The sequence below is a fragment of the Acidovorax sp. Root267 genome, assembly GCF_001429215.1.
GTDB classification, from domain to species: Bacteria; Pseudomonadota; Gammaproteobacteria; order Burkholderiales; family Burkholderiaceae_C; genus Acidovorax; species Acidovorax radicis.
Genome location: NZ_LMJC01000012.1, coordinates 150,754 through 173,694, shown reverse-complemented (window position 1 = coordinate 173,694; position 22,941 = coordinate 150,754). Strand labels below are relative to the sequence as shown.

Annotated in this window: 23 protein-coding genes; 14 read left to right on the top strand and 9 right to left on the bottom strand. The window is 65.1% G+C overall.

Annotated elements, in window-relative coordinates:
- Positions 1 to 48 precede the first annotated feature (48 nt).
- Both ASE39_RS10355 and ASE39_RS10350 read left to right on the top strand, forming a co-directional pair.
- A complete protein-coding gene (locus tag ASE39_RS10355) occupies positions 49 to 1,113 on the top strand; it encodes a hypothetical protein (protein WP_057271072.1) in 1,065 nt (354 codons plus the stop codon).
- A gap of 17 nt (positions 1,114 to 1,130) precedes the next feature.
- Complete coding sequence (locus ASE39_RS10350) at positions 1,131 to 1,631, top strand: hypothetical protein (protein WP_140426744.1); 501 nt, start codon at positions 1,131 to 1,133, stop codon at positions 1,629 to 1,631.
- Positions 1,632 to 1,692: 61 nt separating this feature from the next.
- Here ASE39_RS10350 and ASE39_RS10345 read toward each other — a convergent pair whose 3' ends face one another.
- Positions 1,693 to 2,094, bottom strand: a complete 402-nt coding sequence (locus ASE39_RS10345) for a RidA family protein (protein ID WP_057228107.1) — start codon at positions 2,092 to 2,094, stop codon at positions 1,693 to 1,695.
- Positions 2,095 to 2,238: 144 nt separating this feature from the next.
- On the opposite strand from ASE39_RS10345, the gene ASE39_RS10340 reads away from it, so the two are divergent.
- Positions 2,239 to 3,189 (top strand): LysR family transcriptional regulator, encoded by a 951-nt coding sequence (locus ASE39_RS10340; protein ID WP_057271070.1) that lies wholly within the window; start codon positions 2,239 to 2,241, stop codon positions 3,187 to 3,189.
- An 86-nt stretch (positions 3,190 to 3,275) separates the two neighbouring features.
- Here ASE39_RS10340 and ASE39_RS10335 read toward each other — a convergent pair whose 3' ends face one another.
- Complete coding sequence (locus tag ASE39_RS10335; protein ID WP_057271436.1) at positions 3,276 to 3,755, bottom strand: VOC family protein; 480 nt, start codon at positions 3,753 to 3,755, stop codon at positions 3,276 to 3,278.
- Between the two features lie 156 nt (positions 3,756 to 3,911).
- Between ASE39_RS10335 and ASE39_RS10330 the strand changes: the two genes are divergently transcribed.
- The gene (locus ASE39_RS10330; RefSeq protein WP_082615392.1) at positions 3,912 to 4,730 is read left to right on the top strand and encodes an alpha/beta hydrolase-fold protein; all 819 of its coding nucleotides are present in this window, start codon (positions 3,912 to 3,914) and stop codon (positions 4,728 to 4,730) included.
- Between the two features lie 511 nt (positions 4,731 to 5,241).
- Positions 5,242 to 7,287: an elongation factor G gene (fusA, locus tag ASE39_RS10325; protein WP_057271068.1), complete on the top strand. Its 2,046-nt coding sequence runs from the start codon at positions 5,242 to 5,244 to the stop codon at positions 7,285 to 7,287.
- 150 nt (positions 7,288 to 7,437) lie between these two features.
- On the opposite strand, the gene ASE39_RS26360 is transcribed toward fusA, so the two are convergent.
- The 3 genes from ASE39_RS26360 to ASE39_RS10315 all read right to left on the bottom strand — a co-directional run bounded on the left by ASE39_RS26360 (position 7,438) and on the right by ASE39_RS10315 (position 9,466).
- Entirely contained in the window at positions 7,438 to 7,620 is a 183-nt protein-coding gene (locus tag ASE39_RS26360; RefSeq protein WP_140426743.1) for a hypothetical protein, read from the bottom strand.
- Positions 7,621 to 7,646: 26 nt separating this feature from the next.
- Positions 7,647 to 8,192: a shikimate kinase gene (locus ASE39_RS10320; protein ID WP_057271067.1), complete on the bottom strand. Its 546-nt coding sequence runs from the start codon at positions 8,190 to 8,192 to the stop codon at positions 7,647 to 7,649.
- A 128-nt stretch (positions 8,193 to 8,320) separates the two neighbouring features.
- The gene (locus ASE39_RS10315) at positions 8,321 to 9,466 is read right to left on the bottom strand and encodes a serine hydrolase domain-containing protein (protein ID WP_057271066.1); all 1,146 of its coding nucleotides are present in this window, start codon (positions 9,464 to 9,466) and stop codon (positions 8,321 to 8,323) included.
- A 186-nt stretch (positions 9,467 to 9,652) separates the two neighbouring features.
- Between ASE39_RS10315 and ASE39_RS10310 the strand changes: the two genes are divergently transcribed.
- Positions 9,653 to 10,579 carry a YihY/virulence factor BrkB family protein gene (locus ASE39_RS10310; RefSeq protein WP_010466836.1) on the top strand — a complete coding sequence of 309 codons (927 nt, stop codon included), beginning with the start codon at positions 9,653 to 9,655 and terminating at the stop codon, positions 10,577 to 10,579.
- Between the two features lie 136 nt (positions 10,580 to 10,715).
- The gene (locus tag ASE39_RS10305; protein WP_029414374.1) at positions 10,716 to 11,522 is read left to right on the top strand and encodes a glycine zipper 2TM domain-containing protein; all 807 of its coding nucleotides are present in this window, start codon (positions 10,716 to 10,718) and stop codon (positions 11,520 to 11,522) included.
- A 64-nt stretch (positions 11,523 to 11,586) separates the two neighbouring features.
- On the opposite strand, the gene ASE39_RS10300 is transcribed toward ASE39_RS10305, so the two are convergent.
- The 4 genes from ASE39_RS10300 to fdxA all read right to left on the bottom strand — a co-directional run bounded on the left by ASE39_RS10300 (position 11,587) and on the right by fdxA (position 14,832).
- On the bottom strand, positions 11,587 to 12,774 hold the full coding sequence (locus ASE39_RS10300; protein ID WP_057271065.1) for an amidohydrolase family protein: 1,188 nt from the start codon (positions 12,772 to 12,774) through the stop codon (positions 11,587 to 11,589).
- A gap of 125 nt (positions 12,775 to 12,899) precedes the next feature.
- Entirely contained in the window at positions 12,900 to 13,607 is a 708-nt protein-coding gene (locus ASE39_RS10295) for a TetR/AcrR family transcriptional regulator (RefSeq protein WP_010466842.1), read from the bottom strand.
- Between the two features lie 52 nt (positions 13,608 to 13,659).
- Positions 13,660 to 14,436: a ferredoxin--NADP reductase gene (locus ASE39_RS10290; RefSeq protein ID WP_010466844.1), complete on the bottom strand. Its 777-nt coding sequence runs from the start codon at positions 14,434 to 14,436 to the stop codon at positions 13,660 to 13,662.
- A 66-nt stretch (positions 14,437 to 14,502) separates the two neighbouring features.
- Positions 14,503 to 14,832: a ferredoxin FdxA gene (gene fdxA, locus ASE39_RS10285; RefSeq protein WP_010466846.1), complete on the bottom strand. Its 330-nt coding sequence runs from the start codon at positions 14,830 to 14,832 to the stop codon at positions 14,503 to 14,505.
- 175 nt (positions 14,833 to 15,007) lie between these two features.
- On the opposite strand from fdxA, the gene ASE39_RS10280 reads away from it, so the two are divergent.
- From ASE39_RS10280 to ASE39_RS10250, 7 genes are all read left to right on the top strand, one after another.
- Positions 15,008 to 16,639 (top strand): hypothetical protein, encoded by a 1,632-nt coding sequence (locus ASE39_RS10280; protein WP_057271064.1) that lies wholly within the window; start codon positions 15,008 to 15,010, stop codon positions 16,637 to 16,639.
- A 13-nt stretch (positions 16,640 to 16,652) separates the two neighbouring features.
- Positions 16,653 to 17,573 (top strand): UPF0280 family protein, encoded by a 921-nt coding sequence (locus ASE39_RS10275; RefSeq protein WP_057271063.1) that lies wholly within the window; start codon positions 16,653 to 16,655, stop codon positions 17,571 to 17,573.
- A 22-nt stretch (positions 17,574 to 17,595) separates the two neighbouring features.
- Positions 17,596 to 18,237, top strand: a complete 642-nt coding sequence (locus ASE39_RS10270) for an amino acid synthesis family protein (RefSeq protein ID WP_029414376.1) — start codon at positions 17,596 to 17,598, stop codon at positions 18,235 to 18,237.
- Positions 18,238 to 18,274: 37 nt separating this feature from the next.
- On the top strand, positions 18,275 to 18,859 hold the full coding sequence (locus ASE39_RS10265) for an amino acid synthesis family protein (protein WP_010466852.1): 585 nt from the start codon (positions 18,275 to 18,277) through the stop codon (positions 18,857 to 18,859).
- A 67-nt stretch (positions 18,860 to 18,926) separates the two neighbouring features.
- Positions 18,927 to 20,135: an ABC transporter substrate-binding protein gene (locus tag ASE39_RS10260; protein ID WP_057228130.1), complete on the top strand. Its 1,209-nt coding sequence runs from the start codon at positions 18,927 to 18,929 to the stop codon at positions 20,133 to 20,135.
- A 115-nt stretch (positions 20,136 to 20,250) separates the two neighbouring features.
- The gene (locus tag ASE39_RS10255; RefSeq protein ID WP_057271062.1) at positions 20,251 to 22,158 is read left to right on the top strand and encodes an ABC transporter permease; all 1,908 of its coding nucleotides are present in this window, start codon (positions 20,251 to 20,253) and stop codon (positions 22,156 to 22,158) included.
- Positions 22,155 to 22,940, top strand: coding sequence for an ABC transporter ATP-binding protein (locus tag ASE39_RS10250; protein ID WP_010466855.1), 786 nt, complete (start codon positions 22,155 to 22,157; stop codon positions 22,938 to 22,940). Before ASE39_RS10255 ends, ASE39_RS10250 begins: the two co-directional genes overlap by 4 nt.
- Position 22,941: the final 1 nt, after the last annotated feature.

Here is a 22,941-nt window from a genome sequence, read left to right as displayed (position 1 = left end):
CCGTGCCCATCGTGCCCAGGGATGGATCAATACCGACAGCTCTTCACCATGCAAATCAATACCAACACCAGTACTTGGGCACTTTCCGGCAGTGGCGCTGCTGCAGCGCCTACGGACCCCAGTTTGTCTCAGGAGACGGGCTTTGCCAACGAAAACATCTCGACGTCTTTGCAATCCGGCTTGATGCTGGCGCAGGCCGATACCCTCCCCACCGCCAGCAGCAACACCGCGCAAAGCGCCAACTCCACGCCGTTCTGGGGGGCTGGCACCGTGCCTGCGCCCAATGCCTTGACCGCGTTGCGGAATGCCGAGCGCGACCGGACCGATCCATTGCGCCTGGGCGTGAACGAGATTTACCGCGACGCCATTACCTTGGCTGCGGATCGCACGGGCTACCCACGCGCCACGATTGCGGCCGTGATATCTGCAGAAGCGGGCCCGCTGCGCGGCAAGCGTCTGGACGATGCCACCAACCAGCGCTTTTTTGGCGAGCTGCATCCGCAGCTGGACCCCAAAGCCAAGCTGGACAAGGCGGGGGCCGCCGAGTGGAAGGCCCTGCGCCGTGAACTCTCGGCCACCTGGGACCCGCAGAGCTACAACACCACCAGCAAGGCTGGGGGCTTGACGCAATTTCTGGAAAGCACCTGGATCGAATCGGCCACCAAGCCGGGCAGCTACGTCAATGAACAGGCCAAGTCCCTGGGGCAGGTGAACGATGCCAACCAGGTGGTGGACCGGGCTGCGCTGCTGGACTTGCGCTTTGACGCCACCACCTCCATCGTGGCTGCGGCTGAGCTGGACAAGGGTTACTTCACCCAACTGAGCGCCCGCACCAACGACGATGGCACCCCTCTGGTGCCTGCCGATCTGCCCGCAGATAAGAAAGCGCAGTACATCTATCTGGTCCACCACGAGGGGGCGAATGGTGCCGCGCAAATCCTCAAAGGCACGCTGACCGATGCGCGCGCTGAAAGCCTGCTTAAAAACCACGTGGCTGATGCCGACAAGCGCCAGGCGATGATCGACGCCCACGACGGCAGTGCAGCCAAGGCTTACACGGCGTACCTGTGGCAGTACATTGAGCAGCGCATAGTGCCCGCCAACTTCCGTTGAAACGTCCGACCCCTGCCATGACTTGTACCTTGTCCGCCCGACTTCGTCCCCTTGTACGTTTTGGTGCCGTGGCGCGCAGCGTGGCGTGTGCTGGAGCACGAAAAGCGCTGTGGGCCGCGCTGGCACTGGCCCAGCCCGTCTGCTGGGCCCAGGCGCAGGCGCCTGCTCTTGCCGCCAGTTCGACCTTGCCAGCCAGCCGCCTGGCGGCGCAGTGGGAAGGCCCGGCCTTGGTGGGGCAGTTGCAGTTACGACTGATCGTGTTGGATGCTGAACGCGGCGCTGTGGCGGCAGCGCTCACGGTTGGATCGCCGCAGTGCAGCGGCGGTCTGGACAGCCTGGGGCAGTGGCAACGAGGCACTTTGGTGCTCAAGCCCTACCGACCCGAACTCGACGCTGCCGCTTGCGAGGTCCGAGTGCGGGTGGATGTCGACGGGCGCCGGGCCTGGGTGTCCGAGACGGGTTGCGGTGCCTATCGGGGCGCTGCCTGTGTGTTTGAGGGGCGGTTGCAGGCGCGGTAGTGGGGGCTGCTCGCTGCTGCAGGGACCATGAATTTCATCCAGATTTCTCCAGGCAATCCAATCAGCCCCGGCTGTCCGGCAGCTTCGCGATCACCTTGATCTCAAACTGAAACCCATACAGCCAGGTCACCCCGATGCCCGTCAGCGTGGGGTAGGGCGCCTCGCCCCAGAACTCGGGCACGACGCCCCAGACGGTCTCGAAGTTCGCTTCGGGGTTGACCACAAACATCGTCACGTCCACCACATCGTCAAACGTGCAGCCCGCCGCCTGCAGCACTGCGTTCAGGTTGGTGAACGCCAGCCGCACCTGCGCCTTCAGGTCGGGCTCGGGCGAGCCATCTTCGCGGCTGCCTACCTGGCCCGACACGAACAGAAAACCGTGGGACCGCACCGCTGGCGAATAGCGGTTACGTTCGTACAGCGCTTGGCGACCGGCTGGGAAGACAACATCGCGTGGTGGCATGAGAGAACTCCTTCAGTGGGGCCAGCAAATTGGCCCGTGGTTAACGATGAAGGCACTGTAGGAAAACGCGCCCGGCCGATAAACAGGCAACTCTGCCCACCACTGTTCTTAGAATCCAAACAATCTTTGAACGATGGGCCCGCCATGGACCGTTTTGACGCAATGCAGGCCTTTGCCCGCGTGGTGGAGTCCGGCAGCTTCACCAAAGCCGCTCACACCCTGCACATGAGCCGCACCACCGCCACGCAGCTGGTGCAGCAGCTCGAGGCCCGCCTGCGCGTGAAGCTGCTCCACCGCACCACACGCCGCGTGCAGGTCACGGCCGACGGCGCTGCCTACTACGAGCGCGTGGTGCGCCTGCTGGCCGATCTGGACGACGCAGAGACCAGCCTCTCCACCGCATCCGCCGCGCCCCGGGGCCGCCTGCGGGTGGACGTGCCCAGCCCGCTGGCCCGCCTCATCCTCGTCCCCGCGCTGCCTGCGTTCCACGCGCAATACCCCGACATCCAGCTTGACATGGGTGTGAGCGACCGTCGCGTGGACATGGTGGCCGACAACGTGGACTGCGTGGTGCGCGGCGGCACCATCACCGACCCGTCTCTTGTCGCGCGCCACGTGGGCGACCTCTCCCTGCGCGTGTTCGCCGCCCCCAGCTACCTGCATCGGGCAGGCACCCCCACGCACCCGCAGGTGCTGGATGACGCCGACACGCACCACCGCACCGTTGGATTCCTGTGGGCCCGCACCGGCCGCCCTGTGCCCTACGCCATGCGCCGGGGCGCGGAAAGTGTGCAGGTGCAAGGCCGCTACGTGTGCGCGCTGGATGATGGCAACGCCTACCTGGCCGCAGGCCTGGCGGGCATGGGGTTGCTCTGGCTGCCCAGCTACATGGCCCAGCCCCACCTGGCCCGCGGCGAGCTGGTGCCCCTGTTTGAACACTGGGCGATGGACCCCATGCCGCTGTACGTGGCCTACCCGCCCAACCGCCACGTGAGCGCCAAGGTGCGGGTGTTTATCGACTGGGTGGTGGGGCTGATGGCGCAGCACGCGCCGGTGGTGGGGCAGGGTGGAGGTGTGGTGCTATTGAATGAATAGCTGATAGCGCTTGATGGACAAGCGCTAGAGGCCATTTTGGACTCAACATCACCTCAAAAAAGCGGCCGAAACCAGCCAGATGGCAATCACCCGCGCCAAGCCGCCTCAATGGCTGCAATGTCGATCTTGCGCATCTCCATCATCGCGTCGAACGCACGCTTGGCAGCCGCTCTGTCGGGGTCGGTGACGGCCTGTGTCAACACCCGTGGCGTGATCTGCCACGACAGCCCCCACTGGTCCTTGCACCAGCCGCAAGCGCTTTCCTGGCCACCGTTGTCAACGATGGCGCTCCACAGTCGGTCCGTCTCGGCCTGGTCGTCCGTCGCCACCTGAAATGAAAACGCCTCGCTGTGCACAAACGCCGGGCCCCCGTTGAGCCCCAGGCACGGAATGCCCAGCACGGTGAACTCCACCGTCAATACGTCGCCCTGCTGGCCCGCAGGGTAGTCCCCCGGCGCGTGCATCACACGGCCTACGGCGCTGTCAGGGAAGGTGGCAGCATAGAACGTGGCGGCATCCAGGGCGTTGCCATTGAACCAGAGGCAGATGGTGTTTTTGCTGGGCATGGTGAGGGTCTCCAAAACTGAGATGGACACCTGCATCCGCGCGGTGCAGGACGAAGGGTGATTTTGACGGCTTGGGCGGTACAAGGGGACGCGTGCTCTGGCCAGCAGCGCCAACGCAATGTCGCGCTGCCACAATGGCGCGACAGGAGGACACCCATGAACACAAGATTCCAGCAAACGCGCCGCGCTGCGCTCACTGCGGCAGTAGCCGCCGCTTTGGCAGCGTGCGGGGGCGGAGGCTCTGGCGATGGAGAAGCACCCGCGCCGGTGGGCCAGGTGATCAACTCCACCATCAAGTCGGCCTCCAATGGCAGCACCTACCCTGTTCAGGTTTTCTTGCCCGAGTCATACGCCACGGGCACGGCGACCCTACCCGTCATCTATGCAACCGAGGGTGATGCCCAGTACGGCGGCCCCAATCGCTCCCGCTTCGACACCTTCAAGGAGGTGCTGCAGCGGCGGGGGACCCAGGCCATTCTGGTCGGCATTGGCGGCACTGCCTGGCGGGGCACCGACTTCCTCATGCCGGGCGCAGCCAAGTACCTCGACTTCCTTGTGAAAGAACTGGCGCCAGCCATCGAGCGGCAGTACCGTGCCGACCCCAAACGCCGGGTGTTGTCGGGCTTGTCCCATGGCGGCTACTTTGTGGTGGCGGCGCTGATACTGGAGGCCCGTGCGGGTGTGCCGCCCAGCTTTTCACACTACCTCTCGACCGAGTGCAGCGTGGGGGAGCACACCAGCCCTGCGGGGGTGTTGGCGTTTGAAAAACAGATCGACGGCAAGCCCTTGCCCACGACCTTGTTGCTCGCGGGGGCAAGCGGTGGCAACCATCCGCTGATAAGCATCCCTCTTTTCAACCAGATGGCCTCGCAGAACCTGCCGGGCCTGGTGATGCTCAAGGCCGAGTACAGCACCTCGCACGTGGGTGCGGATGTGCCCGCATTTGAAGATGCGCTGAAGCGGTTCTTTCCTTGAACCGGCATGCGTGCAGCGGCGACCACTGTCTGCTCCGGCAGCGGCAGGCGGTGGTTGCTCGCGGGTGGCGCGGCTGCTGCCAGCCTGAGAGTGGCAAGCACAGGTGGGTCGCTTGCAAGCTTGCTGCGCGAGGAGGATAATTCGCCTTTATGAAAATCCTCACCAACGTGATCAAGGCATCGTTCGCCACCTAGTTGCGCCCCCTGATCGCGTGTCGGAGGGCCTTGCGCCTTCCGGACCCAAAAGACCCCGGCAGGCTTTGTCCCTCCCGGGGTTTTTTGTTTTCCGACTTACTTACTTCACACCAACCTATGCGTACCTACGACAAGTTGATCGCCACGATTCCCGACCGCCGGAGCATGAGCCCCGTGCGCCCGGGCTCCGGCGACAGCACACATCCCAGACGCTAGCGACCAGGCGAATCCTTCAGGCCTGGGCTGGCGCAAAGCCAACCAGGCGGCAGCTGCTCGCAGAGCCGAGTGCAGCCGCAAGAAAGATTGAAAGATTCGCCATGACCAAGAATTCACGCCATACCAGCAACGCCCATCTGCGCAACCTCGGCGTCATCGCCCATGTCGATGCGGGCAAGACCACGACCACCGAACGCATCCTGTTCTACACAGGCGAAAGCCACCGCATCGGCGAAGTGCACGACGGCACGGCGCAGATGGACTTCGACCCACAGGAGCAACAGCGCGGCATCACCATCAACAGCGCGGCCGTCACCGTGCACTGGAAGGGCACGCAGCTCAACCTGATCGACACGCCCGGCCACATCGACTTCAACATCGAGGTGAACCGCTCGCTGCGCGTGCTCGACGGTGCGGTCGTCGTGTTCGATGGCGTGGCCGGCGTGGAGCCGCAGACCGAGACCAACTGGCGCCTGGCCGACAAGTACCGCGTGCCCCGCATCGCGTTCATCAACAAGCTCGACCGCGTGGGCGCCGACTTCCACCGCGTGGTGGCCATGATGGAAGAGCGCCTGGGCGTGCGCGTGGTGCCGATGCAGATCCCCATCGGTGCGGAAGGCGACTTCCGTGGCGTGGTGGACTTGCTAAGCCTGCGCGCCCGCATCTGGGACCGTGACGACGCAAGTGCCCCGTATCGCGAAGCCGATGTGCCCGCCGAGCTGCTTGAGCAAGCCGTGCGCAGCCGCGCCCGCCTGGTCGAGGCCGCCGTGGAGCAGGACGAAGCCGCGCTGCAGGCCTACGTGAACGGTGAGGAGATCGCTGTGGACGTGTTGCGTGCCGCCATCCGCAAGGGTGTGCTGGCAGGCGCCTTCGTGCCCGCGCTCGCCGGCTCGGCCTTCAAGAACCGTGGCGTGGAGCCTCTGCTCGACGCCGTGGTGGACTACCTGCCCTCGCCGGACGACATCATGCGTGAAGGCAGTGAGAAGCCAGCTTCTGCCACCGACCCGTTCGCGGCCCTGGCGTTCAAGGTCGTCACCGACGACCATGGCGCCAAGGTGTTCGTGCGCGTCTACAGCGGCCGGCTGGGCCGGGGCGACGTGGTGCTCAACACCAGCACGGGCAAGACCGAGCGCGTGTCGCGCCTGTACGAAGTGCATGCCGACAAGCACATCGAGCGCGACGAGCTGGTGGCGGGTGACATCGCCGCCGTCGTGGGCCTCAAGGACACCCTCACGGGGCACACGCTGAGCGACCCGGCCCACCCCGTGGTGCTGGAGCAGATCAGCGTGCCCGAGCCGGTGATCCACGTGGCCATCGAGCCCAAGGCGAGCGCGGACCAGCAAGGCCTGTCCAAGGCCCTGCAGTCCCTGCTGCGCGAGGACCCGAGCCTCAGGCTGCAGCACGACGCCGAATCCGGTCAGACCATCCTGTCGGGCATGGGCGAGCTGCAGCTCGAAGTCTCGATCGAGAAGCTGCGCGCGCGCCACGGCGTCAATGTGTCGGTCGGCCGCCCCCAGGTGGCCTACCGCGAAACCATTTCGAAGAGTGTGGAGGTACACCATGTACACAAGAAGCAATCGGGCGGACCCGGCCAGTTTGCCGAGGTGAGGCTGCTGCTCGAACCCCTGCCCAGGGGCGAAGGCATCCGCTTTGACAACCGCATCGTCGGCGGCGCAGTGCCGCGCGAGTTCATTCCCGCCGTGGAGGCTGGCATCCGCCGCGCCGCCCTGGCAGGCGTGGCCGCCGGCTTCCCTGCCGTGGACTTCGTGGCCACGCTGGTGGATGGCAGCTTCCACGAGCGCGACTCGTCCACGCTGGCCTTCGAGCTGGCGGCCATGGCCGCCTTCCGCGAAGGTTTTGCGAAAGCGGCACCCCAGGTGCTCGAACCCGTGATGGCCGTGGAGGTCATCACCCCGGCCGAGTACCTGGGCGACAGCATCGGCGATTTGAACCGTCGCCGTGGCGTGGTGCGCGGCCAGGGCCAGCGCGGCAATGCCGCCACGGTCGAGGCCGAGGTACCGCTGAAAGAGATGTTCGGCTACATCGGTAGCCTGCGCGCATTGTCTTCGGGCCGTGCGCAGTATTCGATGCAGCTGGACCACTACGGGGTGGTGCCAGCGGGGGAGATGGCTGCTTTGGTGCCGTGATGATGTGAAGTGGCGCGCTGAGCCGGGCTTGACGGCCTGTTGGCGCAAAGACGGGGGGCGTGGACGGATGTCTGCGCCCCTTTTTTCTGTCTGCGATGGAAGCGTAGATGGTTGTGTCGGCTCAGGAGTGCGCTTGTGGCGCCCAGAAGATCACATGCCCCGGCGGTCGTACACCACCAATTGCTGGCCGCTGGCTGCCACGGCCTTCATCTGGTGCTGCCACATGCGCTTGTCGCACACTGCAGTGTGGAGAAAAACCACGGATGTTCCCTCGCCCGCCATCAGGGCTGCCAGCGACGCGCCGTCCGACTGAATTCTGCAAATCGCGGTCATGGGAGTTGCTTCAGTGGCGCTGGGGATTAGCGGTCTGCAGGCGCCCCCTCTGCCCCCGCCGCCATCTCCAGCTGCATCATGATCATGTTGACCAGCGTGTGCACCGTGGGCCGCCCGGTTTCGATGACGTAGTGGGCAGTTTCGCGGTACAGGGCGTCGCGCTGGGTGTACAGGTCGCGCAGCTTGTCCATGGGGTTGCCGCCCTGCAGCAGGGGGCGGGTCTTGTCGTGTTTGACGCGCCGGTAGATCTCTTCGGGCGATGCGCGCAGGTACAGCACATTGCCAAACTGGCGCAGGGTTTCGCGGTTTTCGGGGCGCAGCACGGCGCCGCCTCCGGTGGACAGGACCATGCCGCCGGGCTGCCCAGCCACGTCGACCAGGGCCTGCGCCTCCAGGTCACGAAAGCGGGCTTCGCCTTCGGCCTCGAAGAAGCTGCGGATGGTGGTGCCAATGGTCTGTTCCAGCCGGTGGTCCAGGTCGATGAAAGGCACCCCTGCCCGGTGGGCCAGCTGCCGGCCGATGGTGGATTTGCCCGAGCCGGGCATTCCGACCAGAGCGCAGCGAATCTGCATAGATGTTGTCCTGTATACGTGCGTGCGGGCCCGCCTGTTTGTCTGCAGCCGCCGCTGGACGCCGAGTGTAAGGGGGTGGTGCGCGCTGGCCCGTGGCGGCCTGGCAGCAGCGGGGAGCGTTCAGGCTTTCACAGTGCGGCGTAGACCAGCGCCGGATACAGCTCGCAGAGGGTGCGCAGTTGGCCGGGCGCCTGGGTGAGCAGGATGGCGAAGAGGTCTTCGGCGGGGTCTGCCAAAAAGAAGGTGCCGCCCATTCCGCTCCAGCTGTAGGTGCCTGCCGAACCGGGGGTGGTGGCCAGGCCGGTGGCCTTGCGCACGGCCACGCCCAGGCCAAAGCCGTAGCCTGCGGGGAGGATGTCGCCCGCGGTGGGGATGCTGCCCAGGTGGTCGGCGGTCATGAAATCCACGGTGGCGCGGCTGGCCAGGCGGACGGGGCGGCCGTCCGGGCCTTGGACGGAGCCCCGGCCCAGCATCAGCTGCAAAAAGCGCGCGTAGTCGCTGGCGGTGGACACCAGCCCGCCGCCAGCGGATTCAAACGCGGGCGGTGCAGAGACGTCGATCAGCGCCACCTCGGCCCCGGTCTGCGGGTCCCGGGCAAACGGCTCGGCCAGGTCGGCCAGGCGGTGGGGCGGCACCACAAAGCCGGTGTCGTGCATGCCCAGGGGCTCCAGCACGCGGCGTTTCAGGAGGGTGCCCAGGCTGGCACCCTCGACCACCTCCAGCACCGCGCCCAGTACATCGGTGGCGCGGCTGTATTCCCAGCGGCTGCCGGGCTGGTGCACCAGTGGCAGGGGACCCAGCGCGGCCACCAGCTCGGCATTGTTGTGGCGCCGCGAGCCGACGCGTGCCGCCCGGTATTGGTCGGGCACCGTGCCCGCCTCCCACGCGTAGCTCAGCCCGGCGGTGTGGCGCAGCAGGTCGTGCACCGTGGCCTCGCGCGCTGCAGGCGTGGTGGTGCCGGTGGCTGCGTCGTACACCCGCTGGCCCGCAAACGCGGGCAGGTAGTGCGAGACGGGGTGCGACAGCAGCAGTCGGCCTTCTTCCATGAGCATCAGCGCCGCCAGCGAGGCAATCGGTTTGGTCATGGAGTAGATGCGGAACACGGTGTCGGGCGCCATGGCGGGTGCGCCCGCCCCGGGCCGCTGGGCCCCAATGGCTTCGTGCAGCACCGTGCGCCCCTGGTGGTGCACCAGAGCCACTGCGCCGGGCAGCAGGCCCTCGTCGACGTGGGTCTGGAGTGCGGCGCGCAGGCTGGCAAGGGCGTGGGGGTGCATGGGGCGGTGTCTCTGGGCAGGTGGGATTTGTCTCCAGAATACCCGCGCCTGTGCCGGGCAGAGGGTCGCCTGGGCAACAGGCATGGGCACTTTGGCAGGGCCGGGGCGGATGTGGGATGAGGCCTACTGCAGTTGCAGCGAAACGCGGATGGACGCGCGCAGGCTGTCGCCCTAGGCTTGCCGCATATGGCCGCACCCTCCCTGAAGCGCCGCGCACTGCGCCTTGTCAAATCCGTGTGGACCCTGTTCCAGCCTTTCTGGCGTGCCACCACGCTCTGGTTGGATGCCGATGGGCTGCGCATGAGCGCCGCCATGTCGTTCTACGGCATGCTCAGTCTGGCGCCCCTGTTGCTGTTGCTGGTGGGGGTTCTGGGCTGGTGGATGGACCGCAGCTATCTGGAAAGCAACCTCGTCGCGCAGGTGCAGGCTGTGATGGGCCAGCAGGTGGCCGACGTGGTGCGGCAGGCGATGGCCAGTGCCCAAGCCCCGGCCGAGGGGCGGCTGGCGTCGCTGGTGGGGTTTGTGGTGCTGGTCTCGGGCGCCACGGGGGTGTTTGTCGAATTGCAGTCGGCACTGGAGCACCTGTGGCGTGGCGAGGGCCCGTTGCCGCAGCGGGCCGCCTGGTGGCGCATGGCATCGCTGCGCTTGCGCGGGCTGGCCTATGTGCTGGCGCTGGGGTTTCTGTTGCTGGTGTCGCTGGCGCTGTCCACGCTGATCCACCTGCTGGCGGGCTGGGCGGGCTCGCGCCTGGCGTTGGCGCCGTTGGCACCTGCCATGCAGCTGGTCAATGAAGTGGTGGCCTTTGGATTTGCCGTGGCGCTGTTTGTGGGCCTGATGCGCATTGGCGCCGGGGCCAAGCCGCCGCCACGCTGCATCATGGCTGGGGCCGTGGTGGGCGCCACGTTGTTCACGGTGGGCAAGCAGCTGCTGGCCTGGTACCTGGCCACGGCGGCGGTGGTGTCGGCCTATGGCGCAGCGGGGTCCCTGGTGGTGCTGCTGATGTGGATCTACTTCTCGTCGGCGGTGCTGCTGTTTTCTGCCAGCTGCGCCCGGGCCTTTCAGGAACTGGGTGCATTGCCCGCAGTGCGGGGGCGTCTGCATGTGCCGCAATAGGTTGAGTCTTCAACCGGCTCGGAGGTCGTAAACACGTTCTTACGTCCTTTACAGCCGCTATGCCCGAATTTCCGGGCTTGCTGGTTACGCTGGCGACCATTCATCCAGAGCTTTCTGGACCTTCCGGAGAAAAATCATGAGCCTTATCGTTTCGCCCCCCACTAATACTTCCGCCGTTCCTGTGGCGCAGGCTGGCGCCTTTGGCGGCGCGGCCGGTCCCTCCCTCAAATGGCTGTGGGCCGCCATCGGCGTGCTGGGCGTGAGCGTGGTGGCGCTGGGCACGACCCTGGTGGTGCAGAACGCGGGCAAGTCCACCGCCGACGCGCAACCCCTGGCCGTGGCGGCGCAGCCTGCGTCCGGAATGACTGGAGTCGAGAATTTTCAACAAAAACCGGCTCCAGCGCTTTCTGGTAATAGAAATATTGCTATGAATAGTGCAGCAAATCAGCCGCCTGCAGCTTCGCAAGGCTATGCCGGGCAGGCCCCGCAGCAGTACCAGCAACAGCAGCCACCCCTGCGCACCGCTGCACAGGCTCCCGTGTGTGCCACCTGTGGCCGCGTGGAGTCGGTGCAGGCGGTGCAACAGGCGGCCCCGGCCACGGGCGTGGGGGCGGTAGCGGGCGGTGTGCTGGGGGCCGTGGTGGGCAACCAGGTGGGCAAGGGCTCGGGCCGCACGGCGGCCACCGTACTGGGCGCCGTGGGCGGCGGCTATGTGGGCCACAAGGTGGAAGAACGCACGCGCACGCAGACGGTCTACCAGATCGCCGTGCGCATGGAAGATGGTTCGGTGCGGCGCTTTACCCGCGCCCAGCCCCCGGCCGTGGGCGCACCCGTGGTGCTGCAGGGCAAGGGTTTCCGCGTGGACGATGGTGCGGCTCTGCGCGCCGAGGAGTCTTATCCACGTGCACAGCCCGGCGCGGTGCGTGTGGCAGACACGTATTGATCCCCCTTGCTTCTCCCTGCAAAAAGCCCGCTGTTAGCGGGCTTTTTTATGGGCGGAGGGCAGGTTACAGCACCACTGGGATCTCGGTGGCCGGCGGTGTGTTGCGGCTGCGGCCGCAGCGCACCAGGCCGTCGATCATCACCATGCCGATGCCCGGGATGTCGCCCAGCTGAACGCTCTCCAGCAGCGTGGCGCCCGCTGTGTGCTGCGCGCGGTCCATGAACACGAAGTCGGCCGCGCGGCCCGGCTCGATCAGCCCGCAGTTCAGGTTGCGGATTCGCGCCGTATTGCCCGTGGCAAAACAGAACACCAGCTCGGCAGGGATGTCGGCAAAGCTCGATATCAAGGCGATCATGCGCAGCATGCCCAGCGGCTGCACGCCCGAGCCAGCCGGGCCGTCGGTGCCCAGGATCACGCGGTGCGGGCACTTGAGCTCGATGGCGGCGCGCGCGGCCTGGATGGCGATCTTCTCGTTGCCGTTGTGCACCAGTTCGATGGCGCGGGACGACTTCTCGCACAGCTCGCACACATGCTTCCAGGGCAGCGAGGTGTGGCCGCCGTTGATGTGGCCGATCACGTCGGCATCGGCCTCCAGCACCACGTCCTTGTCGATCAGGCCCGAGCCCGGAATGGACGGCCCGCCCGTGTGGATGGTGCTCTGGATGCCGTGCTTGCGCGCCCAGGCCACCATCTGCTGGGCCTCGTAGCCCGCCTTGACGGAGCCCAGGCCCACTTCGCCCAGCAGCGTCACGCCGGCGTCGGCCAGGTCCTTGAAGTCCTGCTCGGTCATGCCTTTTTCGATGACCGGGGCGCCTGCGATCACCTTCACGCCACCGGGGCGAAAGTTGTCGAACGAGCGCTGCGCGGTGATGGCCAGCGCCTTCAGGCCCACGATGTCCTTGGGGCGGCCCGGCAGGTGCACTTCACCGGCCGAGACCATGGTGGTCACGCCGCCGTTCATGGTGGAGTCGATCCAGCCGATCTGGTTTTGCCGGGGCGTCCAGTCGCCAAAGACCGGGTGCACGTGGCTGTCGATCAAACCCGGCGCCACGCAGGTCTGGCGCGCGTCGATCACGGTCTGCGCGTGTTTGGTGTCGCAGTCCTTGTAACGGCCTACTGCGGCGATGAGGCCGTCGTTCACGACGATGGTGTCGGCATCCAGGATGGGGCGGTCCAGGTCGCCCGACAACAAAAGACCGATGTTTTGGATGACGACCTTGCCCGACTTGCCGCCGGTTGCTGCTTCTGCCATGGATTCTCCTCGTGGGGTGGGGGCTCGGGCTCGTTGCGGCCCTAGCTCAGAAAAATCGTTGTGTCTGGTGCGTCCTGCGTGTCCTGAGCCGAATGCTGAGGTGGGTACTGGCGACCTTCAGCCCGTCATTTGCCCTTGGGCAGGCTGGGGCCTGGCGCAACGGTGCGCAGCACGCTGTCGATGACGAAGGACTCCCAGTGCGCCAGCGCGTCGGGCGTCTCCAGGTCTTCGCCCAGAAAGGCCGACAGCGTGTGGCGGTTGGACATGTAGAAGTAGCCCGTGGCGGCGATCAGCAGATACACGTCGCGCGCCGACACGTCCTTGCGGAACAGGCCCTGCGCCTGGCCGCTTTCGAGCACGCGGCGGATCACCTCGATGGCGGGCGACGAGTATTCACGGGCCCGCATGGACTTGGAGATGTGCTTGCCCTTGTGCAGGTTCTCGGTGTTGAGCAGCGTGATGAATTCGGGGTTCTTGCGGTAGTAGCCCACCACGAAGCGGATCACCGCCTGCATTGCCTCGACCGGTTTGCCGGTATCCAGGTCGAGCTTGGACTCGGCATCGTTCATGCGCCGGTAGGTTTCCTCCAGCACCTCGATGAACAGGCCTTCCTTGCTGCCGAAGTAGTAATAGATCATCCGGTCGAAGGACTTGGCTGCCTTGGAGATCTTCTCCACGCTGCCGCCTTCGTAGCCGTAGCGTGCGAACACCTTGGTCGCCGCCTTCAGGATGTTGTCGCGCGTGGTCTGTGCGGCCTGCTCGCGCACGCCCGTCTTGCGGGCAGAGGTGGAGCGGGTGGGCGCTGTCCGGGTCTTGGTGGGAGTGGCAGACATGGCGGGTCCTGGTGGATAAAGCTGGCCCCCCAAAGGGCGGGCCAGCCGGGGATCACTGCTCTGCGAACGCGCGTTCGATCACGAAGTCGCCGGGCTTCGTGGTGTTGCCTTCCTTGAAGCCACGTTCTTCCATCATGTGTTTGAGGTCGCGCAGCATCTCGGGGCTGCCGCAGATCATCACGCGGTCTTCCTCCGGGTTGAGTGCGGGCAGGCCGAGGTCGCGCGCCATCTGGCCGTTTTCGATCACCGTGGTCACACGGCCCTGGTGCTTGAACGCTTCGCGCGTCACCGTGGGGTAGTACTTGAGCTGCTTGGAGACGATCTCGCCCAGGAACTCGTGCTGCGGCAGTTCCTGCGTGATGTAGTCGTGGTAAGCCAGTTCCTTCACTTCACGCACGCCGTGCACCAGGATGACTTCCTCGAACTTCTCGTAGGTCTCCGGGTCGCGGATCAGGCTCAGGAAAGGAGCCACCCCAGTGCCGGTGGACAGCATGTACAGGCGCTTGGCGGGCAGCAGGTAGTCGATCAGCAGGGTGCCGGTGGGCTTCTTGCCCACCACGATGGTGTCGCCCACCTTGATGTGCTGCAGGCGCGAGGTCAGCGGGCCGTCGGGCACCTTGATGGAGAGGAACTCCAGGTGCTCTTCGTAGTTGGGGCTCACGATGCTGTAGGCGCGCAGCAAGGGTTTGCCGTTCTCGCCGCGCAGGCCGATCATCGTGAAATGCCCGTTGGAAAAGCGCAGGGCGGTGTCGCGGGTGGTGGTGAAGGAGAAAAGGCGGTCCGTCCAGTGGTGGACCGTCAGGACGCGTTCTTCAAGAAAGGCGCTCATGGTGATTTAGATGGATAAGTTGGAAGCAAATAAGAAAACTGGCTGAAGTACAGGCCCTGGAGCACACTAAAGCGCGATGTCCAGGCCGGAAAGCTTGTGGCTCACAACCCTCCATTGTTCCGCATCTGGGAGGGGAGGCTTTCTTTTGGTGATTGTGGGCAGGCCAGGCGCAAGCTTTTTGTTGAATTCAAGGAAAGATTCAAACTCGGCGGGAAGGTCCGTATCGGCGTAAATGGCGTTGGCCGGGCATTCAGGAATACACACGGCGCAGTCGATGCATTCATCGGGGTCGATGACCAGAAACTCCCGTCCCTCCTTGAAGCAGTCCACCGGGCAGACATCGACGCAGTCGGTGTACTTGCACCGAATACAGGCGTCAGTGACAACGTGCGTCATTTTGGGGCTCCTTGTGCACCATTTTTGGGGGCGCAAAAACACCATTGCGGACCATGAACGATTGCGCTACATTCGCGATAAATGTAGTGAACACAACATTTAAGTTAAGTGAATGCTACACAAAATGCAATGAGCGTACAAGCACTTGCAACAATGCAATGAATGGGCCGCCACGATGACTGAACACACCAAGACCGATGGTCTACCGGGCATGGATGCGCCAGAACTGCCGCAGGTGCTTGAGCGCGCCCGGCCTCGCAATGAGCGCATGAATGCCGCCAAGGTCGAGTGCAATGCGTGTCCGGTGCTGTGCCAGATTTCCGACGGCCGTGCAGGTGCATGTGATCGTTATGCCAACCATGCCGGCGTGCTGGTGCGGCTGGACCCTGTGGTGCTGCTGCGCAAGACCCTGGAGGCAGGCGAGGCCACACTGGTGCCGTTTGCGGGCCGTGTGGGGGCGAGCGATGCGCAGGAGGGTGCCGAGGTGGAACCGACGGTCGCGCCGCAGCCTTGGTCTGGCGATCTGCTGCTGTCGGAAGAGGTGTTCGTCACAGGCGTGGGTTCGTCCACCACCTATCCTGACTACAAACCGGCGCCGTTCATTGTCGGCTCCCAAACCGACGGCGTGGACATGGTGACCGTAGTCACCGAAGGCATCTTCAGCTACTGCAGCTTCAAGGTGAAGATCGACACCGACCGCTTCCTCGGCTCCGAGCAGGCCAATGTGCGCTGCAAAGGCGAGGTGGTGGGCCACGTGACCACGGCGGAGTATGGCTCGCAGATGCTGTCGCTGGGCGGCGTGCACCACCTCACGGGCGGCACCAAGAAGGAAGGCCGCATCGCAGCCGAGATGATGCAATTGCTCGGCAACAAGCAGGCTGTGGAGTTCACCATCGACGGTGGCTCCCAACTGGTGATCCAGGCGGGGCGCGCACCCATCGTCAATGGTGTGGCAGAGCGGCGCATGCGCGTGGGCTGTGGCTCCGCCGCCATCGGCATCTTTGCGCGCCAGTTCTATGGCCACGCCGACGAGGTGGTGGTGGTGGACGACCACATCACGGGTGTGTTGACCGAACACCAGGCCGGTCGTTGCCTGGACATGAAGTCCTCGGGTATCCAGATGCGCGGGCGCAAGTCCACGCCGGGCCGTTACTTTCAGGTGGCCAACCCCGGCACAGGCTGGGGCGGCACCGACATCGCCGACCCGCTGTCGATCATCGAGGGCTGGGACGAATCTATCGCCTGGCCCGGGTTGCGCCTTTTGATGACGTCCACCACGGGTGAGCATGCAAGCTGGTATGTGCTCGACGACGCCCTGGTGCCGGTGGAGGCGGAGATGCCCGCCGAAATCCGCCGCATCGTGGACCGCATCGGCGAGAACTGCGAGCCCTCGCTGGCCTCCGTGTTGTTCCTCGGCGGCGCAGGCGGCAGCCTCCGCGCGGGAGTCACCGAAAACCCGGTGCTGCTCACGCGCGCCATCAAGAATGCGCTGGTCAACGTGACCTGCGGCGGCGCACCCGCCTATGTGTGGCCAGGGGGCGGCATCACGGTGATGGCCGATGTGCTGCGCATGCCCGACAACAGCTTTGGCACCGTGCCCACGCCCGCCATCGTCGCGCCCATCGAGTTCAGCATGCGCCGCGCGGACTACGAAGCGCTGGGCGGGCATACCGACCAGATCCGAAGCTTGCGCGAGGTGTTGGAGCGTGGTGCCTGGCACAACGACGGGGCACCGCAGGCGCGCGTGTGGCAAACCTTGCCCGCCGCCAATCCGTGGCCGTTGGGTCGTCCGCCCTTGCTAGGCTGAGTGGGTACACGCCGTGAACGCTTGTCGCAAGCTCCTGCCCGATGGCCGCTGGCATTTCCAGCATGGGCCGATGGACCTCATCCTCCAGGCTGAAGGGGAACGCGACGCCGTGGCGCAGGCGCACGAGTGCGCTTGGCACCGCTTTGAAGGGCTGCTGCAGGAGCTGGTGGATGAACTCCCCGGCCTGAGGGCGCCCGTGGGTGATCGCTGTGTGTTGCAGGGTGCGGTGGCGCGTCGCATGTGGGAGGCGTGCGCTCCTTACCGCGCAGGCTTCATCACGTCGATGGCGGCGGTGGCGGGTGCCGTGGCGCAGGAGATTCTGGCGGGCTATGACCAGCCAGGCATTGACCGTGCCTGGGTCAACAACGGGGGTGATATTGCCCTGCACCTGGCATCTGGGCGGTCCGTCACTGTGGGGGTGTACGCTGACATTGCAGCACTGAGTGCCGCACAGTTGCACAGCGGCCTGGTGCTCGACGGGAAGATCCGCGTCACCAGCGCCATGCCGGTGCGGGGTGTGGCGACCAGTGGCTGGCGCGGGCGCAGCCAGTCACTGGGCATTGCCGACAGCGTCACGGTGCTGGCGCGCACGGCCGCGCAGGCCGATGCGGCGGCGACCATCGTGGCCAACGCTGTCAATGTGCAGGATGCGCGCATTGGCCGCATGCCGGCGTGTTTGGTGCGGGACGACAGCGATCTCGGTGCCATTCCTGTCACTGTGGACGTCCCTGTTTTGCCAGAAGTGCAGGTGCGCCGGGCCTTGCAGCAGGGGCTGCAAAAGGCGCAAGAATTGCAGTCCGGCGGCTTGCTGTGGTTTGCACTCCTGGCGTGCCAGGGCCAGTTTGTGGCAACGGCGGCACCAGAAGCGATTGCGGGTGCAAAGTGGCCGGCGGAATGGGTGACGGAATCGGAAGTTGGTTCAGTATTTGCTTAACGAATTGCACAGGTCTCAAAAAATGATCCAGATACGACGCGTTTTCACCCATCTTGAGGAAATCAGGCACGAATTCGGGCCGGTGGCCGATATGCCGCTTCTGCGTGGTGCCATCGGCGCGGTGCTGACCAACCCTTTTGCGGGTCGGTACGAGCCCGACATCCTCCCCATGATGGACGCCTTGCAGGACGTGGGGCTGGACATGGCCCAGCGCCTTCTCAGGGCCATGGCAGTGCCTGCCGAACGCATCGAAACCTATGGCAAGGGCGCCATCGTGGGGGCGGCTGGGGAACTGGAGCATGGCGCGCTGTGGCATGTGCCCGGTGGGTACGCCATGCGCGAGCTGCTGGGTTGGAAGGGCGACCGCAACGCTTACGCCAAGGGCCAGGCCGAAGAGAAGACGGGGCAGCCCGCCAACGCGCTGTCCATCGTGCCTTCCACCAAAAAGGTGGGAGGCCCGGGCGCGGCGCTGGATGTGCCACTGACCCACATCAACGCGAGCTATGTGCGCAGCCATTTCGATGCCATCGAAGTGCGTGTGCCCGGCGCGCCCGTGTCGGATGAAATCGTCTTCATCCTGGCCATGTCCACCGGCGCTCGCATCCATGCGCGCGTCGGAGGCCTGAAGGCCGCGGACATCAGCCAGTGGAACGGCCTGCGCTGATCTACTGCGTAAACACAAGACCCAAGGAGACCACAACATGCCCGCCAAGATTCGGAAGATCATTGTTCAGACTGACGAAGTTCGCGTGGAGATGGGGCGCGAAGTGCAGCCGCCTGTGCGCAAAGCGCTGGCCATGGCCGTGATCGAGAACCCCTGCGCTGGCCGCTATGTCGAGAACCTCGATGAACTCGTGGCCATCGGCGAAGAGCTGGGCGCGCTGCTGGGTGCTCGCTGCGTTGCGGCCCTGGGCATCGCTCCCGGCCAGTCGCACAGCTATGGCAAGGCTGCCATCGTGGGCGAGGCGGGCGAGCTGGAGCATGCTGCCGCCATCCTCCACCCGAAGCTGGGCGCGCCACTGCGTGTGGCGGTCGAGAAAGGCGCAGCCCTTGTGCCGTCGAGCAAAAAGATCGGCGGCCTGGGTGCTGCGATTGACGTTCCCCTTGGCCACAAGGATGCCGCCTATGTGCGCAGCCATTTCGATGCGATGGAAGCCCGTGTGGCCGACGCGCCGCGCGCCAACGAAATTGTGGTGGCCGTTGTTGTCACCGACAGCGGTCGTCCGCTGGCGCGTATCGGCGGTCTTCAGGTTTCCGAAATCAAAGGCGAGGATGGCCTGCGTTGAGCGCGCACTACCATCCCGAGCACACTCACCGATCCCTTTCCCAACCCCACCTTTCAGGAGCTTCCCCATGACGATGCGACGAAACCTCATGCGTGCCACGGCCGCAGCCGCGCTGGCCCTCACGCTGGCCCCTGTGGTGCACGCCCAGGATGTCATCAAGATTGGCGAGATCAACAGCTACAAGGCGCAACCTGCTTTCCTGGAGCCCTACAAGAAAGGCATGGAGCTCGCGGTCGATGAGATCAACGCTGCGGGCGGTGTTCTGGGCAAGAAGGTCCAGCTCGTCATCCGCGACGACAACGCCAACCCAGGCGACGCCGTGCGCGCAGCCGAAGAACTGGTGTCGCGCGAAAAGGTCGATGTGCTCACTGGCTCGTTCCTCTCGCACATCGGGCTGGCGTTGACCGACTTTGCCAAGCAAAAGAAATTCTTCTTCCTCGCGGGTGAGCCACTGACCGACAAGATCGTCTGGCAGAACGGCAACCGCTACACCTACCGCCTGCGTCCCTCCACCTATATGCAGGTGTCGATGATGGTGCCCGAGGCGGCAGCCCTCAAGAAGAAGCGCTGGGCGCTGGTGTACCCCAACTACGAGTATGGCCAGTCTGCGGTGGCCACGTTCAAGCAGCTGCTCAAGGCTGCACAGCCCGATGTCGAGTTCGTGGCCGAGCAGGCGCCGCCGCTTGGCAAGGTCGATTCGGGCAGCGTGGTGCAGGCCCTGGCCGACGCCAAGCCCGATGCGATCTTCAACGTGCTGTTCGGTGCCGACCTGTCCAAGTTTGTGCGCGAAGGCAATACGCGTGGCCTGTTCCAGGGCCGTGAGGTGGTCAGTCTGCTGACGGGCGAGCCCGAATACATGGACCCGCTCAAGGACGAAGCGCCCAACGGCTGGATCGTCACGGGCTACCCCTGGTATGGCATCCAGACGCCTGAGCACAAGGCCTTTCAGACTGCCTACCAGGCCAAGTTCAATGACTACCCGCGCCTGGGCTCCATCGTGGGCTACAGTGCCATCAAGTCGCTGGCCGAAGGTATGAAGAAAGCCGGTTCCACCGACACCGAAAAACTCGTGGCAGCGTTCAAGGGCCTGCAGGTGCCTACACCGTTTGGCCGCATCACCTACCGCCCCGAAGACAACCAGTCCACCATGGGTGGCTATGTGGGCCGCACCAAGAACGAAGGCGGCAAGGGTGTGATGGTGGACTACCGCTATGTGGATGGCAGCAAAGTCCAGCCCTCGAACGACGAAGTCAAGAAAATGCGCCCCGCCGACTGACGGCCGCGCAAGGCCGGGGAGGGCTCCCTCCCTGCCAACTGCCCCTGATCTCTGAACCATAGCGCAGGCGCCGACCTGCAGGGATGGACCTTGCCGTGACCCCGAAGGATGTGGAATGAGTTTTTCGAGTTTTATCGTTCAGCTGCTCAACGGACTGGCGGGGGCTTCCTCGCTGTTCCTGGTGGGGGCCGGGCTCTCGCTGATCTTCGGCGTCACGCGCATCGTGAACTTTGCGCACGGCTCGTTCTTCATGGTGGGCATCTACGTTGCCTATTCGCTGGTGGCCAAGCTGGGCACGGGCCTGGGTTTCTGGCCTGCGCTGCTGCTGGCGGCCGTCGTGGTGGGGGCGTTGGGCGCTTTGGTGGAGGTGGTGCTGTTGCGCCGCATCTACAAGGCGCCCGAGCTGTTCCAGCTGCTGGCCACGTTTGCGCTGGTGCTGGTCATCAAGGACGCCGCGCTGTGGTTCTGGGGGCCTGAAGAGCTGCTGGGTCCGCGCGCGCCGGGGTTGTCGGGCTCCGTCAATATCTTGGGTCGGCAGTTTCCGTCCTACGACCTGTTTCTGATCGTTGTCGGGCCGGTGGTTCTGGGCTTGCTGTGGCTGCTGCTCACCCGCACGCGGTGGGGCACGCTGGTGCGCGCCGCCACGCAAGACCGCGAGATGGTCAGCGCGCTGGGCGTGAACCAGGCCTGGCTGTTCACGGCGGTGTTCGCGCTGGGCGCGCTGCTGGCGGGCCTGGGCGGCGCGCTGCAATTGCCGCGCGAGCCGGCCACGCTGGAGATGGACCTCAACACCATCGGCGCCGCCTTTGTTGTGGTCGTGGTGGGGGGCATGGGCTCCATTCCAGGCGCGTATGTGGCCGCGCTGCTGATCGCCGAGATCAAGGCCATCTGCATCTGGCTGGGCGTCGTCGAGATTTTTGGCATCAGCGTGTCGTTCTCCAAGCTCACGCTGGTGGTTGAATTTCTGGTGATGGCCGTGGTGCTGGTCTGGCGCCCCTGGGGCCTCATGGGCAAGCCACAGGGCGTGAGCCGCAACACCGGCCTGCCCGAAGCGCCCCTGCGTGAGCCCGAGCGTTGGTTCAAGATCGGCGGGGCGGTGCTGGTGGCGGCGCTGGTACTGCTGCCGTTGCTGACCACGGGCTCGCCGTACCTCACGGTACTGATGATCGACCTGCTGATCGCCGCGCTGTTTGCGGCCAGCCTGCACTTCATCATGGGCCCGGCTGGGATGCATTCGTTCGGCCATGCGGCGTATTTTGGCCTGGGCGCCTATGCCGCTGCGCTGCTGGTGCGTTCGGCGGGCATTCCCATGGAACTGGCGCTGGTGCTGGCGCCGCTGGCGGCGGCGGCGGGTGCGCTGCTTTACGGCTGGTTCTGTGTGCGCCTGTCGGGCGTCTACCTGGCCATGCTGACGCTGGCGTTTGCCCAGATCACCTGGGCCATCTGCTACCAATGGGATGGATTCACGGGCGGCAGCAATGGCCTCACGGGCGTGTGGCCTGCAGAGTGGCTTTCGGACAAACGCAATTACTACTACCTCACGCTGGCCCTGGTAGTGGGCGGCGTGCTGCTGCTGCGCCGCGTGCTGTTCTCGCCCTTTGGTTATGCGCTGCGCGCAGGGCGTGACTCGGTGCTGCGTGCAGACGCCATTGGCATCGATGTGAAACGCATGCAGTGGACGGCCTTCGTGATCGCCGGCCTGTTCGCCGGCCTGGGCGGCGCGCTGTTCGCGTTCTCCAAAGGCAGCATCTCGCCCGAGACGCTGCACGTGGGCCGCTCGGTTGATGGCCTGGTGATGGTGCTGCTGGGTGGCATTCAGACGCTGGCGGGCCCCGTGGTGGGCGCCGTCACCTTCACCTGGCTGCACGATACCGTGGCGCGCAATACCGACTACTGGCGTGCCATGCTGGGCGCCATCATCCTGATCTTGGTGCTGCTCTTCCCGCAGGGCATTGCGGGCGCCATCAAGCAGCTCTTTGACAACCAGCGCGAAGCCAAGAACACGAAGGAGGGCAAGGCATGAGCTTGCTCAAAGTCACAGGCCTGGGTAAATCCTTTGGTGGCGTCAAGGCGGTGGATGGCATCCACTTCGAGCTGGCCGCTGGTGAGCTGCTGGCGCTTATCGGCCCGAACGGCGCGGGCAAGTCCACCACCTTCAACATGGTCAACGGCCAGCTGTCGGCCGATGTGGGCTCGATCCAGCTTAACGGCCAGGAGCTGGTGGGCCGCAAGCCTCGCGACATCTGGCGCATGGGCGTGGGTCGCACCTTCCAGATCGCCGAAACCTTTGCTTCGCTCACGGTGGTGGAGAACGTGCAGATGGCACTGATCTCCAGCGACAGCCGTTTGTTCTCGATGTGGCGCAAGGCCGCGGACCACAAGCGCGATGAAGCCCTGGCGCTGCTGGACCAGGTGGGCATGAAGTCCCAAGCCGACCGCCCCTGCAGCGTGCTGGCCTATGGCGATGTGAAACGGGTGGAACTGGCCATCGCCATGGCCAACAGCCCGAAGCTGCTGCTCATGGATGAACCCACCGCCGGCATGGCGCCCAAGGAGCGCAATGAGCTCATGGCGCTCACCAAGCAACTGGTGATCGACCGCAACATGGCCGTGCTGTTCACCGAACACAGCATGGACGTGGTGTTCGCCTATGCCGACCGCATGATCGTGTTGGCGCGCGGGCGGCTCATTGCCGAGGGCAAGCCGCTGGAGCTGCGCGACCACCCCAAGGTGCAGGAGGTTTACTTCGGCACCGGCAAGACCTTCGAGAAGAAAACGGCAGCCGCTGCTGCAGAGGCCGCATGAG